This is a genomic window from Demequina globuliformis (assembly GCF_000975155.1).
In the GTDB taxonomy this organism is placed as follows: domain Bacteria; phylum Actinomycetota; class Actinomycetes; order Actinomycetales; family Demequinaceae; genus Demequina; species Demequina globuliformis.
Genome location: NZ_BBRG01000001.1, coordinates 801,132 through 817,371 on the forward strand (window position 1 = coordinate 801,132; position 16,240 = coordinate 817,371).

12 protein-coding genes are annotated in these 16,240 nt (G+C 66.5%); 8 read left to right on the top strand and 4 right to left on the bottom strand.

Going from position 1 to position 16,240, the window contains the following annotated elements; genetic code table 11:
- Positions 1-28: 28 nt before the first annotated feature.
- The 8 genes from cysD (at position 29) to rarD (ending at position 9,996) form a co-directional block, all read left to right on the top strand.
- Positions 29-964 carry a sulfate adenylyltransferase subunit CysD gene (cysD, locus tag AOP75_RS03700; protein WP_062078380.1) on the top strand — a complete coding sequence of 312 codons (936 nt, stop codon included), beginning with the start codon at positions 29-31 and terminating at the stop codon, positions 962-964.
- The gene (locus AOP75_RS03705) at positions 964-2,403 is read left to right on the top strand and encodes a sulfate adenylyltransferase subunit 1 (RefSeq protein ID WP_062076977.1); all 1,440 of its coding nucleotides are present in this window, start codon (positions 964-966) and stop codon (positions 2,401-2,403) included. The genes cysD and AOP75_RS03705 overlap by 1 nt, the downstream gene beginning before the upstream one ends.
- Entirely contained in the window at positions 2,404-3,207 is an 804-nt protein-coding gene (locus tag AOP75_RS03710) for an ABC transporter ATP-binding protein (RefSeq protein ID WP_062076978.1), read from the top strand. It begins immediately after the preceding gene.
- A complete protein-coding gene (locus tag AOP75_RS03715; RefSeq protein ID WP_062076979.1) occupies positions 3,194-4,027 on the top strand; it encodes an ABC transporter permease in 834 nt (277 codons plus the stop codon). The genes AOP75_RS03710 and AOP75_RS03715 overlap by 14 nt, the downstream gene beginning before the upstream one ends.
- A 283-nt stretch (positions 4,028-4,310) precedes the next feature.
- Positions 4,311-6,110, top strand: coding sequence for a glycosyltransferase family 2 protein (locus AOP75_RS03720; RefSeq protein ID WP_062076980.1), 1,800 nt, complete (start codon positions 4,311-4,313; stop codon positions 6,108-6,110).
- Positions 6,107-6,832 carry an efflux RND transporter periplasmic adaptor subunit gene (locus tag AOP75_RS03725; protein ID WP_062076981.1) on the top strand — a complete coding sequence of 242 codons (726 nt, stop codon included), beginning with the start codon at positions 6,107-6,109 and terminating at the stop codon, positions 6,830-6,832. Before AOP75_RS03720 ends, AOP75_RS03725 begins: the two co-directional genes overlap by 4 nt.
- Positions 6,832-8,856, top strand: coding sequence for a glycosyl hydrolase (locus AOP75_RS03730; RefSeq protein WP_062076982.1), 2,025 nt, complete (start codon positions 6,832-6,834; stop codon positions 8,854-8,856). The genes AOP75_RS03725 and AOP75_RS03730 overlap by 1 nt, the downstream gene beginning before the upstream one ends.
- Before the next feature lie 201 nt (positions 8,857-9,057).
- Positions 9,058-9,996: an EamA family transporter RarD gene (gene rarD / locus AOP75_RS03735; protein ID WP_236683066.1), complete on the top strand. Its 939-nt coding sequence runs from the start codon at positions 9,058-9,060 to the stop codon at positions 9,994-9,996.
- A gap of 286 nt (positions 9,997-10,282) precedes the next feature.
- On the opposite strand, the gene AOP75_RS03740 is transcribed toward rarD, so the two are convergent.
- From AOP75_RS03740 to nuoL, 4 genes are read right to left on the bottom strand one after another with little or no spacing between them, the layout of a single operon-like run.
- Positions 10,283-11,278, bottom strand: coding sequence for a polyprenyl synthetase family protein (locus tag AOP75_RS03740; RefSeq protein WP_062076983.1), 996 nt, complete (start codon positions 11,276-11,278; stop codon positions 10,283-10,285).
- A gap of 4 nt (positions 11,279-11,282) precedes the next feature.
- The gene (nuoN, locus tag AOP75_RS03745) at positions 11,283-12,863 is read right to left on the bottom strand and encodes an NADH-quinone oxidoreductase subunit NuoN (protein ID WP_062076984.1); all 1,581 of its coding nucleotides are present in this window, start codon (positions 12,861-12,863) and stop codon (positions 11,283-11,285) included.
- Entirely contained in the window at positions 12,860-14,353 is a 1,494-nt protein-coding gene (locus AOP75_RS03750; protein ID WP_062076985.1) for an NADH-quinone oxidoreductase subunit M, read from the bottom strand. The genes nuoN and AOP75_RS03750 overlap by 4 nt, the downstream gene beginning before the upstream one ends.
- 3 nt (positions 14,354-14,356) lie before the next feature.
- On the bottom strand, positions 14,357-16,237 hold the full coding sequence (nuoL, locus tag AOP75_RS03755; RefSeq protein ID WP_062076986.1) for an NADH-quinone oxidoreductase subunit L: 1,881 nt from the start codon (positions 16,235-16,237) through the stop codon (positions 14,357-14,359).
- Positions 16,238-16,240: the final 3 nt, after the last annotated feature.

Genomic DNA, 16,240 nt, shown 5'->3' on the forward strand with positions numbered 1-16,240 from the left:
GCGACAGCACAAGAACCATGGACAGCAAGTGAGTGACGAGGAACACGTGACGACCGAGACCCCCACACCCGCGCGCCTGAGCACGCTCGACTCGCTCGAGGCGGAGGGCATCCACATCATCCGCGAGGCCGTCGGAACGGCCCGCAAGCCCGTGCTGTTGTTCTCCGGCGGCAAGGACTCCGTTGTGGTGCTGCACCTGGCCACCAAGGCGTTCTGGCCCGGCAAGGTGCCCTTCGAACTGCTGCACGTGGACACCGGCCACAACTTTGATGAGGTCCTCGAGTTCCGCGATCGCACCGTCGAGAAGCTTGGTCTGCGCCTCCAGGTCGCGAAGGTCCAGGACTACATTGACGATGGTCGCCTCCGCGAACGACCCGACGGCACCCGCAACCCACTGCAAACAGTGCCGTTGCTGGACGCCATTGCTGAGCACAAGTACGACGTGGTGTTTGGCGGCGCCCGCCGCGACGAGGAAAAGGCGCGCGCGAAGGAGCGTGTGGTGTCGCTGCGCGACGAGTTCGGCGCGTGGGACCCCCGCAACCAGCGCCCCGAGCTGTGGAACCTGTACAACCCTCGTCACCTGCCCGGCCAGCACGTCCGCGTGTTCCCGCTGAGCAACTGGACCGAGTTGGACGTGTGGCGTTACATCGAGGCCGAGGGCATCGAGCTGCCGCCTCTGTATTACGCGCACGAGCGCGAGGTCTTCCAGCGAGACGGCATGTGGCTCACCCCGCACGCGAGCGTTCGCGTGAAGGACACCGACGTGATCGAGACCCGCACGGTGCGCTACCGCACGGTCGGCGACGCCTCATGCACGGGCGCAGTCGAGTCCCCCGCCGCGAGCATTCAGGACGTGATCGCCGAGGTCGCCTCCACCCGCATCACTGAACGAGGCGCGACCCGTGCCGACGACCGCCTGTCTGAGGCGGCCATGGAGGATCGCAAGAAGGAGGGCTACTTCTAATGAGTGCCGCACCCCAGACCACCTCCGCGCTCGACGAGCACGGCGTACCCGACACCACCCGCACGTCGCTGTTGCGCTTCGCCACGGCAGGTTCGGTCGACGACGGCAAGTCCACGCTGGTGGGCCGCCTGCTCCACGACACCAAGTCGATCCTCGCGGACGCTTACGAGGCCGTCGAGCGCGTGTCCAAGGAGCGCGGCTCCGAGGAAGTTGACCTGGCACTGCTGACGGATGGCTTGCGCGCGGAGCGCGAGCAGGGCATCACGATCGATGTCGCCTACCGCTACTTCTCAACGCCCCGCCGCACTTTCATCCTGGCGGACTGCCCCGGTCACGTGCAGTACACCCGCAACACGGTGACCGGAGCGTCAACGGCCGATGCCCTGGTGGTGTTGATCGACGCCCGCTACGGCGTCGTGGAGCAAACCAAGCGTCACCTGGCGGTTGCCGCGCTGCTGCGCGTGCCGCACGTCATCATCGCGGTCAACAAGATTGACTTGCTCGACTACGCATCTGGCCCGTTCCGCTCCATTTCGCAGCACGTGCAGTCCCACGCCGAGTCGCTGGGCCTGCCGAACGTGATCTGCGTGCCGGTGTCCGCGCTCAATGGCGACAATGTCGCGGAGCGCTCGGAGAACACTCCCTGGTACGAGGGCCCCACGGTGCTCGACATCCTCGAGACGGTGCCCTCCATTGACCAGGGCGCGGACGCCTTTGCCGCGGCTCACCGTCACGGGGTGGTCCACCCCACTGCGGCCGATGCCGTGGCTGAGGAGGGCGGCTGGCGTCTGCCGGTGCAGCTCGTCCTACGTCCCCAGGACGCTGCGGTGTCCGAGGAGTACCGCGAGTACCGCGGCTACGCGGGCCAGGTGGCCGAGGGCACCATTCGCGTGGGTGATGAGGTCGTGGTGCAGCCGTCGGGCAAGCGCACCACCGTCGCCGGCATCGACACCGCAACCGGGTCGCTCGACGAGGCACACACGGGCCAGTCCGTCTCCGTTCGCCTGGCCGACGAGGTCGATATCGCGCGCGGCGACATGCTGTCATCGGCCCCTGACGCCGCCGCAGCGTCGAAGACGTTCCACGCTCACGTGGCGTGGCTGACGGACCGGCCCCTGCGCGTCCGGGACCGTGTGCTTGTTCAGCACGGCTCCGCCGTCGTGCAGGCGATGGTCACCTCGATCGACGGCATCCTCGACATCTCGCTGCCAGGCGGCACGCTCGACTCGTCGATCGCGAAGGGCACGGAGCTGCAGCTCAATGACATCGGCGTGGTGTCACTGCAGCTCGCGCAGCCGCTCGCGGTCGAGGACTACGGGACGCACCGCCGCACTGGAGCGTTCTGCCTCCTGGACCCGCAGGACGGCAACACGCTGGCCGCCGGCACGGCGCGCGCCCAGGTTCCCGGCAGTGGCGACGAGACGTACATCTCGATCTAGATGAGCGCATCCGTTTCCCTCACCGACGTCGCGCAGGCGTTTCCCGGGCGCGAGCGTGCCCGGCTGGCGCTCGAAGGCATCAGCCTGGACATTGAGCCCGGGCAGTTTGTGTGCGTGGTGGGCCCGTCCGGCTGCGGCAAGTCCACGCTGCTGGATTTGGTGGCAGGCCACACGCGACCCGCGCGCGGCTCGGTTGAGGTCGACGGCACCACAGTGAAGGGACCAGGGCTTGACCGAGTGATGGTCTTTCAAGACCACGCGCTGTTTCCGTGGATGTCCGTCGCAGACAACGTCGGCTTTGGGCTCAAGAACGCAGGGATCCCTGCCGCCGAGCGTGAGGCCACGGTGGCCACGTGGCTATCGAAGGTGGGTTTGACGGATGCCGCCGCGCTCCACCCGCACCAGCTTTCAGGCGGCATGCGTCAACGTGCCGCGCTCGCACGAGCGTTCGCCATGAAGCCGCAAGTGCTGCTGATGGATGAGCCGTTCTCCGCGCTCGACGCCCCCTCGCGCGACCGCCTCCACGTGGAGTTGCAGCAACTGTGGGCGGACACGGAAACCACCATCATCTTCGTGACCCACAACGTGCGTGAGGCCGTCGCGCTCGGCGACCGAGTCATCGTCCTGTCCTCCGGCCCCGGCCGGATCATCGGGGACGTGCCCGTCACCCTCACCCGCCCCCGCGTGGTCGAGTCCGAACGCGTCGTCTCCGTCGCGCATCAGGTGCGCCGCCTGCTCGACGAGGCCGACCAGCTTGGCATCACGACGCCGCGCGAAGGCGGTGACTCGTATGTCGCGATCTGACGTGGAACTGACAACCGAGCAAAGCGTCCAGGCGCGCTCGCGTGCCCCCTGGTGGAAGGCATCGGCCCCCATCCTCATCACCGGCGTGGTGTTGCTCATCGTGTGGGCTGGGCTGGCGCTGTTTGTCGACACGCTGCCGGGGCCCGGCGAGACCGCGTCGGAACTAGGCCGCATGGCCGCGGACGGTCAGTTGTGGTCGATCTTTGGACGCATCACCGTGTTCATGACGGTGTGCTTCGTGATCGCGGCCGTTGGCGGCGTGGCGCTCGGCCTGCTGCTGGGGTCCCGCAAGCGGCTGGACCGCGGCTTGTCCCCCTACCTCGCGGCGCTACAGGGCATGCCCACCTCGATGTGGATCCCCGTCGCCGCCGTCGTCCTGGGCACGTCGCCGTGGTCGCTGGCGGCGGTGGTGTCGATCGGCGCGATGCCCGCGATTATGCTCGGCACCCGTTCTGCGGTGGCCAATGTGCCCCCGTTGCTCATCCGTGCGGGCCGCACCTTTGGCGCTGACGGCGGCAATCTGCTGCGCAACGTAGTGCTGCCGGCCGCGCTGCCAGGAATTATGACCGGGCTTGAACTGGGCTGGTCCATCGCCTTCCGCTGCCTCGTGGCAGGCGAAATCTTCTCCGGCGCGCTGTCGGGAACCGGCATTGGTGAAGTTATCCAGCGCTCGCGCGACACCGGGGAGCTCACGGAGATGATGGCGACCATCATGATCGTGCTCGCTTTCACGCTGATCGTGGACCGCCTGGTGTTCGCCCGCGTGCAACTGCGCCTGCGCGTGTCTCGCGGCCTCATCGACACGGGCCTGCCGCACTAACACCTCGCCAAATGGAGCCATTTGGCTGTTTTACGTGGCTATAACAGCGAAATGGTTCCATTTGGCGTGTGGGCTGGGGGCGCGCCTGTGAGGGAGATGTCACACAGAATTCACGTGGCAGGTCTAGTGCCGGTGAGCTTGGGTACCTAACCTGACGCTGTGGAGGCCCCGCGCCTTTGCCGCACCGCAGGGCGCGTCCGCCGGACCGCCACCGCCGACGATGCCGGACCTTCCCGTCACGACCCACCCCACCCGCACGCTCGCGTGCGCTGGAGGTCCCCCCATGGCATCCCGTCCGCGCACCGCGCCCCCACACCACAGCGTCGACCTCGACTCCGCCCGCCAGCGCCTGACCAGCAAATCGCCGGTCATGATCCTGCTAGTCCTCGTGAGCACGCTCGGCATTTTGGTCTACACAGGCTTTCTGCTGGACCCGTCCAACCGCGGGGATCTCCTCCCGTGGCTGATGGTCATTGCCGCTGAGGCGGTGCTCGTGTTCCATGCGCTCCTGGCGATGTGGACCATCCTCTCCGGCGGCCAGGACCCCCGCGATTTCCAGTACCACCACACCAGGGAAGCGATCTTTGGGCGAGCAACCCGGGGCCCGGCGACGGCGTGGCCGCTGCACGTGGGCGGGCGGCGCGTTGAGGTGGACGTGTTCATCACGGTCTACGGCGAGGACCTCGAGGTGATCAGGCGCACCGCTGTGGCGGCTCTCGCCATCCGCGGCAAGCACCGCACCTGGATCCTGGATGACGGCAGGTCGGACGACGTCCGCGACCTTGCCGCGACGATTGGCGCGCGCTACATCCGCCGCCTCAGTTCGGGAGGCGCGAAGGCCGGCAACGTCAACCACGCGCTGACCATCGCCAAGGGCGACTACTTCGCGATCTTCGATGCCGACTTTGTGCCGCGGCCCGACTTTCTCGAGGAGACGTTGCCGTTCATGGCGGACTCACAGGTGGCGTTCGTGCAAACACCGCAAACCTACGGAAACTTGCACACGACGGTGGCCCGCGGAGCGGCATACATGCAGGCCGTCTTCTACCGCTTTGTGCAGCCGGGCCGCAATCGCTTCAACGCAGCGTTCTGCGTGGGCACCAACGTGCTGTTCCGTCGCGAAGCGATCGACGACGTGGACGGCATCTGCACCGATTCCAAGTCGGAGGACGTGTGGACCTCGCTCAACCTTCACGAGCGCGGCTGGAAGTCGATCTTTATCCCCAACGTGCTTGCCGTGGGGGAGGCACCCGAGACCATCGAGGCGTACTCGAAGCAACAGCTGCGATGGGCCACCGGTGGATTCGAGATTCTGCTCACTCACTTTCCCCTGACCGCGAAGCGCCTCACCATGGACCAGCGAATCCAGTACTTCGTGACGGCGTCCTTTTACCTCACCGGCATCTGCCCACTGCTGTTGATTCTGGTCCCGCCGCTCGAGATCTACTTTGATCTACGCCCCATGAACCTGTCCATCACGGTCCTGACGTGGCTGCTGTATTACGCGGGGTTCTACGTGATGCAGATCCTGCTCGCCTGGTACACGCTGGGGTCTTTCCGGTGGGAGACCCTCACACTTTCCACCGTGTCCTTCCCGATTTACACCAAAGCACTCGTGAACGCGTTCACTGGGCGCGACGTGGGCTGGCAGTCAACGGGCACGGCGCGCGGCCAGTCGCCCTACAACTTCATCGTCCCCCAGATCTTGTTCTTTCTGTTCCTCTTGCTCACCTCAGCGGTCGCGATCTGGCGTGACGTCGACAATGGCGTCTTCACGCTGGCGACGGCGTGGAACGTCACCAACACCGTGATCCTGGGTGCGTTCCTCAACGCAGCCCGCCGCGAAGCCAAGGCGCTGCGGCGTGGCACGCCGCTGTCACCGCCGTCTGCCCCGGCCGCGACAGAGCCGCGGAGCCCTCGCACGGTCGTCGCGCGGCCCTCAGGCCGCATACCAACTGAGGTGGGGTACGGGCGCCAGGGCGGGCATCGGGCCGATGCCCCCGGCAGTACCGCTCCCGCGTCACCTGAACCGCACCTGGTGCCAAGCGGCACCCGCACCGCCACGAAGGAGGACGCGTCATGACGTGGAAGAGTCGATTTAAGTTGGTGCTTGGCGTGATCGCGGTGATCGTGATCGTCGCGGCCTTCACCCTCGTGTTCAACCAGCGGCAAACGCAGGTGACGAGCACCTCGGCGGCGATCGCCGCGCAGCACTACGACGTGGGAACCGACTATGGCGGCATTGTGTCCGAGGCGTTCGTCGAGGTAGGCGACGAGGTCTTCGAGGGACAACGCCTGTTTGAGGTGCAAAGCCTCACCCTGGAACGCGACGTCGAGGCGGGCGCGGTGTCCGACGATGACGCCACCGTGACCGAGGACGGCACCTTCGTGGTGAAGTCAGCGGTCACGGGAGTCGTGAGCGAGATCGCCGTCAATACCGGCTCCTACGCCTCCCCCGGCGCCGTCGTTGCCACCATCGACAAGGCGGACTCGCTCTTCGCGTCCGCCGACTTCATCCTCACCTCGCGCGACTTTGGCCGCATCGAGGATGGCGCCACCGTGGAACTGGTCCTGCCCGACCAACGCAGCGTGGCCGGCAGCGTGGAGGACATCGCTGTCGAGACGGTCGACGGCGAGGCGCACGTCACGGCGCGCGTGGCGTCCGATGGCCTGGTGATGGGCGAGGCGAACAACCTCATCAAGCCAGGCACACCTTTGACTGCCACGCTCCACCTGCGTGACGATGGCCCGCTGGCCGGGGTCGACGACGCCATGCAAGACTTCCTCACCAAGATTGGGCTGTAGTGCGTGGCCGGGTCGCGAGCGCAGCCGCCGTGCTGGCCTGGTGCCTGGCGGGTGCGGCGTGCACCGCGGCTGAGCCCACGCTGGCGGCCCTGCCGACCGCTCCCGTGAGCGCGACGGGAGCACCGGCGGCGGTCGATCTCCTCCCGCAGGAACGGGTGGATGAGGACATGACAATGAGGGTCGCCGACTCCGTGGCGCCGCCGTCGAACCGCTGGTACTCGTCGCTGGCCTTTGGCCAGGGCGGACTGCCCGTCTTCCCGCGCCCGCTTGCCGTGACACCTGTCGACGGCGGGGTGGGCGTGGGCCTCACGCAGCCGCAGGCGAGTGCGGCCGCGATCCTTGCGCCAGCGCGCACCGACCTGACCATGACAGTGGAGGGCGCCAGCGGGCTCGGCGTGGTGACGGCTGCCGACCCTGTGGGTGTGACGCTTGACCTTGGCCCGGCGCAGGTGGTGCTCGCGCAGGGGTGGCCCGTGGCGGGCCTGGTGGCGTCGGAGGACGTGGCGGTCACGTTCTCGGTGGCGCTGTCAATGGAGTCCGAGCGGCTCGCGGTGGCGACCATCGAGGGACGCAGCTACGGCGTCGTCATTGAGGACGGGGCGTGGGAGGTGAGCGAGGCGACTGACGCCACCGCCAGCGCTGCGCAGTTACGCGTCGGCGGCTCGCTCCAGGCGTTTGCGGTGCCCGAGGGGTCAAGTGCCAGTGCCCTCGCAGGGGCGCTGACCCGCCCCGTCACCGACGTCACGTGGGCCGCTGCGACCATTGGCGATGAGGTGGAGACCACCCTCGACTATGGCGTGGACACCGTGCTGACGGTGCCGGCCGACCGGGCCGTCGAGGCCGGCCTGGACTGCAGCTTGGGGACGTACGCCACCATCGACGGCACCTTCGCGGTGTGCGCGGCGCGGGAGTACGCGTGGAAAGTCGACGCCCTCGCTCCCTCCGCACAACTTGACGTCGCTGAGCTCACGGAGTCCGAACGATCGACCATCCGGGCGGCGCTCATCGATGATGTCGCGACAACGCCCGACTTGCCGGCGGACAGTTACTTTGGCGGCAAGGCGCTATACCGGCTGGCGAACCTGCGTGTGCTGGCGGAGGACCTGGGCGAAGACGAGGCCGCGAACGACCTTGACGCCCTCCTCGCGGAACACTTGCGGCTGTGGGGCGACGCCGCGCGCTGCGACAGCGAGGACGCCCGCTGCTTTGTGTACGACCCCGTATTGCGGTCGGTGGTGGGACGCACGCCCGCGTTTGGGTCCGATGAACTGAATGACCACCATTTCCACTACGGATACCTGCTGTACGCCGCGGCTGTGGCCGGCGCCAGGGACCCTGCGCTGCTCGCTGACATTCGCGACGTGTTCGACCTGGTTGCTGCGGACATCGCAGGCGGCGAGCAGGGGGTGGACGCAGCGGGCGCCGCGCTACCCCCCATCCGGCACATGGACATTGCGGCGGGCCACTCGTGGGCGTCGGGCTACTCCCCCTTCGCCGACGGCAACAATCAAGAGTCCAGTTCCGAGGCCGTCGCCGCCTGGAATGCGGTCGCGCTATGGGGTGAGGTGACCGGCGATCAGGCACTCGCCACCCGGGGCCGGTGGCTTCTTGCTCTGGAGGCCGATGCCGCGCGCCGTCTGTGGCTCGCTCCCGACCTTGAGCAGTTTCCCGAGTTCGAGCACCCGATTGTCTCGCTGCAATGGGGCGCCAAACGGGACTATGCCACGTGGTTCTCCGCCGAACCCGGGGCCATGCTCGGCATCGAAATCATCCCCGCGTCCCCCGCCATGGCCCAGTACTTTGCCTCCGTCCCGGCCGAGCGCATTGAAGCAGCGGTCGCGGAGGGCCTCGCTGCGGGCACGTCCGTAGCGTTCGCGGACTACATGCTCATGTACTCGGCCGCCGCAGGGCCGCAGGAGGCGGAGCAGGCGTGGCACGCTGCGCTTGAGTTGCCAGCGACCGCTATCGACGACGGCAATTCACGTGCGTACCTCCTGGCGTGGATCGCCTCGCACACCCGCTAACCTCCCGCCAAATGGAACCATTCCGTTGTTTTCCGCCCCCTTAACAGCCAAATGGCTCCATTTGACTGTTCAAGGGCGCGATAACGGGCATTGTGTGCCACTCCACCGCAGCCCAGTCCAGCCCGCACCCAACTGGCACCTGGATACGGGAGCCGGCGAGCATCGGCCCGCAGCACGCTTGAGCGGTGACAGACTCAATCCGTGACCACTTCCCTGTCCCGCTCGGGCCTCGCGTACGGCGCCGGCGCGTACCTCATGTGGGGCCTATTTCCCCTCCTCATGGCGGCGCTCAAGCCCGCGGGCGCGCTCGAGATCACGGCGCACCGCGCGGTGTGGTCCCTCGTGGTGTGCCTGGGACTGGTCGCGATCCTGCGCGGCTGGGCGCGACTGCGGGCCGTCCTCCGCGATCGCCGCACCATGCTGATCCTCAGCGCCGCAGCGCTCGTCATTGCCGTCAACTGGCTCGCCTACGTCTACGCCGTCGTGACCGACCACGTGAACTCCGCGTCGCTCGGCTACTACATCAACCCGCTCTTCACTGTGGCGCTCGGGGTGATCTTCCTGGGCGAACGCCTCAGCCGCGGGCAATTGATCGCTATCTCAATCGCGCTTGTGGCGGTCATCGTCATTGGCGTGGGCCTCGGTGAGTTCCCGTGGTTGTCTCTCCTCATGGCGGTGTCGTTCGGCTTCTACGGCCTGCTCAAAAAACGTGTGGGCGGCACCGTGGACGCGATCACGGGGCTGACTGTCGAGACCATGGTGCTGGCGCCCGTGGCCATCGTTGGCCTGGTGGCACTGCATTTTGCCGGCATGCAGACGTTCCTGGTGCGCGGCGAACCCGGCTTGGGCCTGTCCCACGACTTGCTGCTGATGTCGACCGGAATCTTCACCGCCGGCGCGCTCCTGTTGTTCGCGGCCGGTGCGCGCCGCCTGCCGCTGTTCGTCACGGGGCTGTTGCAATACATCGCGCCCACCATGATGTTCGTCCTGGCGGTGTGGCACTTCGGCGAGCCGATGCCGGCGTCGCGTTGGATCGGCTTTGTCCTGGTGTGGGTCGCGCTCGTGGTGCTCACCGTGGACGGGTGGCTGCGGCGTCCGCGCCGGGCCGATGCTCGGGTGGAGCCAGCAGAGCCGGTTTAGGCGCGTAGGGGCCGGGTTCCGGTGCTAGTCGTTGGCCGGGCGCGCCACGACCATGATCGGCACAACGTCCTTCCTCACGCAAGACTGCCCTGTGGCGACGAACCCACGGCGCGAGTAGAACCGCACGGCGCGGTCGTTGTACGTCGCGACTCAATGACGGCCGGCGCGAGGTGAGGTCGCCTTGCGAACGCGGGACGCACACCCGGACGAGTCCCCGGAAATGTACGGCCAGGGCTCGCGAAGTGCCGCGGGCCCGCCGAGTATGTTCGGCCAGGGGAAAAGGGGGCTAGGCGGCGCGGGCTACCAAGGCGTCTGCGAAGGTGTTGAGCGCGTCCTTCACGGGACCGTCTGGCAACGGGTCGACGGACTCGGACGCCCTCACGGCCCACTCGCGGGCCTTGGCACTCGTCTCATCGACGACCGGGTGGACGGCAAGTCGAGCGACGACATCCGCGAGAACCTCGTCCGAGGACAGGTCGCCGTCGATGTCCGCCAGCAGCTTCTCGTCCTCAGCCGTGGCCCGACCGCTAGCGACCCGCTGGCGCAAGAGGAGGACGGGCATAGTCGGCACGCCCTCGCGCAGGTCTGTGCCGGGGGTCTTTCCCGTCTCGTCCGCAGAGGACCGTACGTCGATGACATCGTCGGCCAGTTGGAAGGCCACGCCCGCCAACTCGCCATACCGTGTCACGCGCTCGACGGTGGCCGGCTCGCACCCGGCCAACAGTGCGCCAAAACGTGCCGAGGTCGCAATCAGTGAGCCCGTCTTGTCCGCGAGCACCTGAATGTAATGTGCGACGGCGTCCTCACCATCCCTGGGACCAACGGTCTCGTGCAGCTGTCCCAGGCACAGGCGCTCAAACGTTTGCGCCTGAATGCGGACAGCCTCTGGCCCCAGACCTGCCACCACGCGGGAGGCGCGAGCAAACAGCAGGTCTCCCGTGAGGATCGCCACCGAGTTACCCCAGACCTCATGCGCCGCAGGGGCGCCACGCCTGGTCGGAGCCGAGTCCATGACGTCGTCGTGATAGAGCGTCGCAAGGTGAGTCAACTCCACCACGACGGCGGCCTCCACGACCTCAGGCCGGGCACCATCCCCCAACTGCGCAGTGAGCAACGTGAGCATGGGGCGCAGGCGTTTGCCACCTGCGTTCACCAGGTGCTTGGACGTTGCATCAGCGAGCTGATCGGCCTGGCCCACCGCGTCCCGCAGCCGTTCCTCAACGATCGCGAGGCGCGGGGTCAGGACGTCCTCGAGCTCCGCGCTACCCAGGGGAAGTGACATGTACCTATCCTGCACTCACCAGGAACACCGCGGCGTCCTGGAGCACATTCAACACGCCCGACGGCACGATTCCGAGCAGCACGGTGGCGGCAGCGGTCACGATGATGACAATGCGGGTCAGGAGGTCGTTCTCAACGGCCACCGTGTCCTGTGCGCCCTCGGGAACGTCAGTGAAGAACATGAGCACAATGAGGCGAACGTAGAAGAACGCGGCGACGGCCGAGGCCAACACTGCGATCAGCACCAGCGGCCATGCGCCACCGGCGACCGCAGCGGAGAAGACCTCGAACTTACCGATGAAGCCAGCGGTGAGAGGGATACCTGCGAAGGACAGCAGGAACAGCGCCATGGCTCCCGCCAGCAGCGGCGAGCGCCTGCCCAGGCCGGCCCACTGGCCAAGGCGCACGGCCTCGGCAGCGACTCCGCCGTCTTCAGCACGCTCGCGCACCTGAGAGATCACGGCGAAGGAACCGATAGTCGCGAGGCCGTATGTCAGCAGGTAGAACGGCAACGCCGTCAGCGCTTCTGGGGTCAGTCCAGCGAAGGCCACGAGGATGAATCCGGCGTGAGCAACGGCGGAGTACGCCAACATGCGCTTGACGTCGGTCTGCACCAGAGCGACGACGGTGCCGACCACCATCGACGCGATGGCGACGGCCCAGAACATCCAGGACAGTTCCCACTCAAGGGGGTAGAACGCCAGGTACATCACGCGCACGAGCGCAGCGGTCGCAGCCGCCTTGGTCGCGGCGCCCATGAATGCGGTGACCGGGGTCGGCGCGCCCTGGTAGACGTCGGGGACCCACGAGTGGAACGGCACGGCGCCAATCTTGAACATGAGCCCGACAACCACCATGACGGCACCCGCGAGCAACATGGCGTCGTTGCTCGGGATGAAGTCGATTGCGATGCCGATGGACTCCATGTCGATCTGCGTGGTCGATCCGTAGACCAGTGCGGCACCGAACAGGTAGATGGCCGACGAGAACGCGCCGAGCAGGAAGTACTTGAGGGCGGCCTCTTGTGACAGCAGCCGGCGCCGGCGAGCCAGCGCCACCATGATGTACAGCGGCAGCGAGAACAGCTCGAGCGCCACGAACAAGAAGATCAGGTCGGTGATGCAGGTGAAGAGCATCATGCCGCCCACGGCGAACAGCAGCAGGGCGTAGACCTCGGTGACCTGCAGCCCTGCGCGGCGTGCCAGGCGCTCCTCGGTGGAGCCCGGCGGTACGGAACCCAGCGAGGTGAAGGACTCCTCCCCGTCGGCGGTACGGGCCGCGAACAGGAGAGCCGCCAGGATTCCGAAGACCAGCAGCATGGCCTGCCACGCAAGCGACTGGGCGTCGACCGTGATCTTGCCCGTCATGACGACGGTGCCAGCCGAGTCGCCCAATCCCACCCACTGGACCACGACCATGCCGAGAGCGACGGCGAGGGCACCAATGGTGACGGTGAGCTGGACAAGGCGGCGCGTGGCCGGAGTCTTGATGAACGCCTCGATGAGCACGGCCGCGGCGGCGGCGCCCAGGACGATCAGGATGGGCGTTAACGGCGCCCAAGCGATCTCGGGGGTCACGAAGTTCACGCGTTCGCCTCCTCAAGCTCTACGTGAGCCACCACATCAGCGGCGGGTGCGCTCACGTAGTCGATTGCTAGACCGGGCACGAAGCCCAGCACCAGCATCGCCACGATCAGCGGCCATGCGACGAGCTTCTCGCGCAGGCTCAGGTCCTTGGTGTCCTGGAGTTCCGGGCGCGGCGGGCCGGTGAACACCTTCTTGTAGGTCAGCAGGATGTACAGCGCGGCGAGCACCACCGAGATCGCGGAGACAATCACTGCCGCCTTCGCCACCGGGTAGGCGCCGATGAACACCATGATCTCCGACACAAACGGCGACAAGCCCGGCAGGGCCGCGGCGGACATTCCGACAATCAGGAATGCGCCAGCGAACACCGGCACCACCTTCTGCAGGCCGCCGTAGTCGCTCATGTCGGCAGACCCTGTGCGCTTGATGAGGAAGCCCACCAGGAAGAACAGCGCTGCGGTCGACAGTCCGTGGTTGAACATGTAGAGCGCTGCGCCTTCCATGGCGGTGGCCTGGAACACGAAGATGCCCAGGATCATCACACCAAAGTGGCTGACGGAGGTGAAGGCCACGAGACGCAGCATGTTGCGCTGGCCAATCGCGAGCAGGGCGCCGTAGATGACCGAGATCACCGCGAACACGATGATGACCGGGGCGGCCCACTGCGCGGCGTCGGGGAACATGACCAAGCACAGCGTGATCATGCCGAACGTACCGATCTTGTCCAGCACCGCGACCAACAACGCCGTGGTGCCGACGGGGGCCTCTTCGGCGACCGTGGGCAACCAGGTATGGACTGGGACCATGGGTGCCTTGATCGCGAAAGCGAGGAAGAAGCCCAGGAACAGCAGGCGCTCGGTGGTCGCCGAGGCGTCGAGAGTGCTCAGGTTGTCGATGAGGAAGGCCTGCTCGCCACCGGGTCCCACGAAGTACAGCGCGACGACGGCGACCAGCATGATGAGGCCACCCACAAGCGAGTACAGCAGGAACTTCACGGCCGCGTAGCGGCGCTGGGCACCACCGAATCCTCCAATGAGGAAGTACAGCGGAACCAGCATCGCCTCGAAGAGCACGTAGAACAGGAACACGTCGCGCGCGGCGAAGATGCCGACCATGAACGCCTGGCTCAGCAGCACCAGCGCCATGTAGTTGCGCTGGCGGACAGGGTCCGTCTCGTCACGCCACCCAGCGAGCATTGCCAGCGGCACCAGGATCACGGCGAGCGCGATCATCAGCAGGCCAAGGCCGCTGACGCCGAGCGCCCACGAGGCACCGATCTGCGGAATCCACGCGTGGGTCTCGGAGAACTGGATGGCGCCAGCGTCAGCGGTGTCGAACTGCAGCGCCATCACGGCGAACAGGACGGCCTCGATCACGGTGACGCCCAGCGCGATCTGACGCGCCTTGGGACGGGCCGATGCGGGTAGGGCCCACAGGACGGCTGCACCCAGGACGGGCAGCACGATGAGGACAGTCAGGAATGGGAACACGGTTTACAGACCCCCGACCACGATGATGAGAGCAATGAGGACCACGCCTACGAGCATGGTGGCGGCGTAGGACCGCACCTGCCCTGTCTGGAGCTTGCGCGAGGCCTCGCCCAAACGGGCCCAGCCATGCGCTTGCTTGTTGACGGCGCCGTCGACGATTGCGGCGTCCGCGTAGACCAGCGTCCGCGTGAGGTGCTGGCCGGGACGCTGGAACACGGCGCGGTTCACGCCGTCTTGGAAGAAGTCGTTGCGTGCGGTGATGGTCGCCAGCGAGCCAGCTGGGGCCGTCTCGGGAACGTCAGCGCGGCCGTACTTCATCCAAGCAACAGCGGCGCCAACGATGACCAAGGCCAGCGTCAAAGCGATGATGACCGGAATCGGAATGACCGGATCGTGGTGCTCGGCGTGACCGGTGACGGGCTCCAGGAAGTGCGTGAAGCGGTCGCCAGTAGCCATGAACAGACCCAAGAATGCGGAGCCGACGGCCAGCACAATCATGGGCACGGTCATCAGCGGCGAGGACTCGTGCGGGTGCACGTCGTCCGTCCACCTGGCCTTGCCGTGGAACGTCATGAAGAACAGGCGAGACATGTAGAACGCGGTCAGGCCGGCACCGATCAGGGCTGCTCCTCCGAGCACCCACGGCTGCCACCCTTCGCCCACAAACGCGGCCTCGATGATCTTGTCCTTGGACCAGTAGCCCGAGAACGGCGGGATGCCGAGGATCGCGAGCCATCCCAGTCCGAACGTCACCCAGGTAATGACCATGACGCCGCGCAACGCGCCGAACCGACGCATGTCGACCTGGTCGTTCATGGCGTGCATCACGGAACCGGCGCCAAGGAACATGCCTGCCTTGAAGAAGCCGTGGGTCAGCAGGTGGAAGATCGCGAAGGCGTAGCCGATGGGGCCAAGGCCCGCGGCGAGCATCATGTAGCCAATCTGCGACATCGTCGAGGCGGCGAGCGCCTTCTTGATGTCGTCCTTCGCCATACCAATGAACGCACCGAGCAGCAGCGTGATCGCACCCACCACGGCGACAACCAGCTGCGCGTTGGGCGCCCCGTTGAAGATGGGCGCCGAGCGCACGATCAGGTACACACCGGCGGTGACCATGGTCGCCGCGTGGATGAGCGCGGACACCGGCGTAGGACCGGCCATCGCGTCTCCCAGCCACGACTGCAGCGGGAACTGCGCGGACTTACCGCATGCGGCCAGCAGGAGCGCGAGACCAATCGCCGTGAGCGTCGCGGTCGAGGCCTCGGGGGCCTCAGCGAAGACCGTGGTGAAGTCGACGGCGCCGAACGCCGCAAACATCATTCCCATCGCGATGATGAGGCCAATGTCACCGATGCGGTTCACCACGAACGCCTTGTTCGCGGCGGTGGCGTACTCGTTGCGGTGGTTCCAAAAGCCGATCAGCAGGTACGAGGCAAGGCCAACGCCCTCCCAGCCAAAGAACAGCAAGAGGTAAGAATCGGCGAGCACCAGCAGCAGCATCGCGGCGATGAACAGGTTGAGGTACGCGAAGAAGCGGCGACGTGCGACGTCGTGCTCCATGTAGGCAACTGAGTAGAAGTGAATGAGCGTGCCAACGAACGTGATGAGCATCACGAAGGTGATGGACAGCGGGTCTACCAGCAGACCCACATTCACGTTGAGGTCGGAGCCTGGGATGAACTCCCACAGGGTCAACGTCGTGGCACGGTTCGCCGCGTCTTGTCCCAGCATCTCCAGGAGCGCTCCCGCGCCCACCAGGAATGCCGCACTCGAGGCGACGACTCCTACCCAGTGACCCCATGCATCGGCCCTCTTGCCGGCAACGAGCAAAAATGCTGCGCTTGCCAGCGGAATGGCGATGGCGAGCCAGATCAGTGACTGCATCCC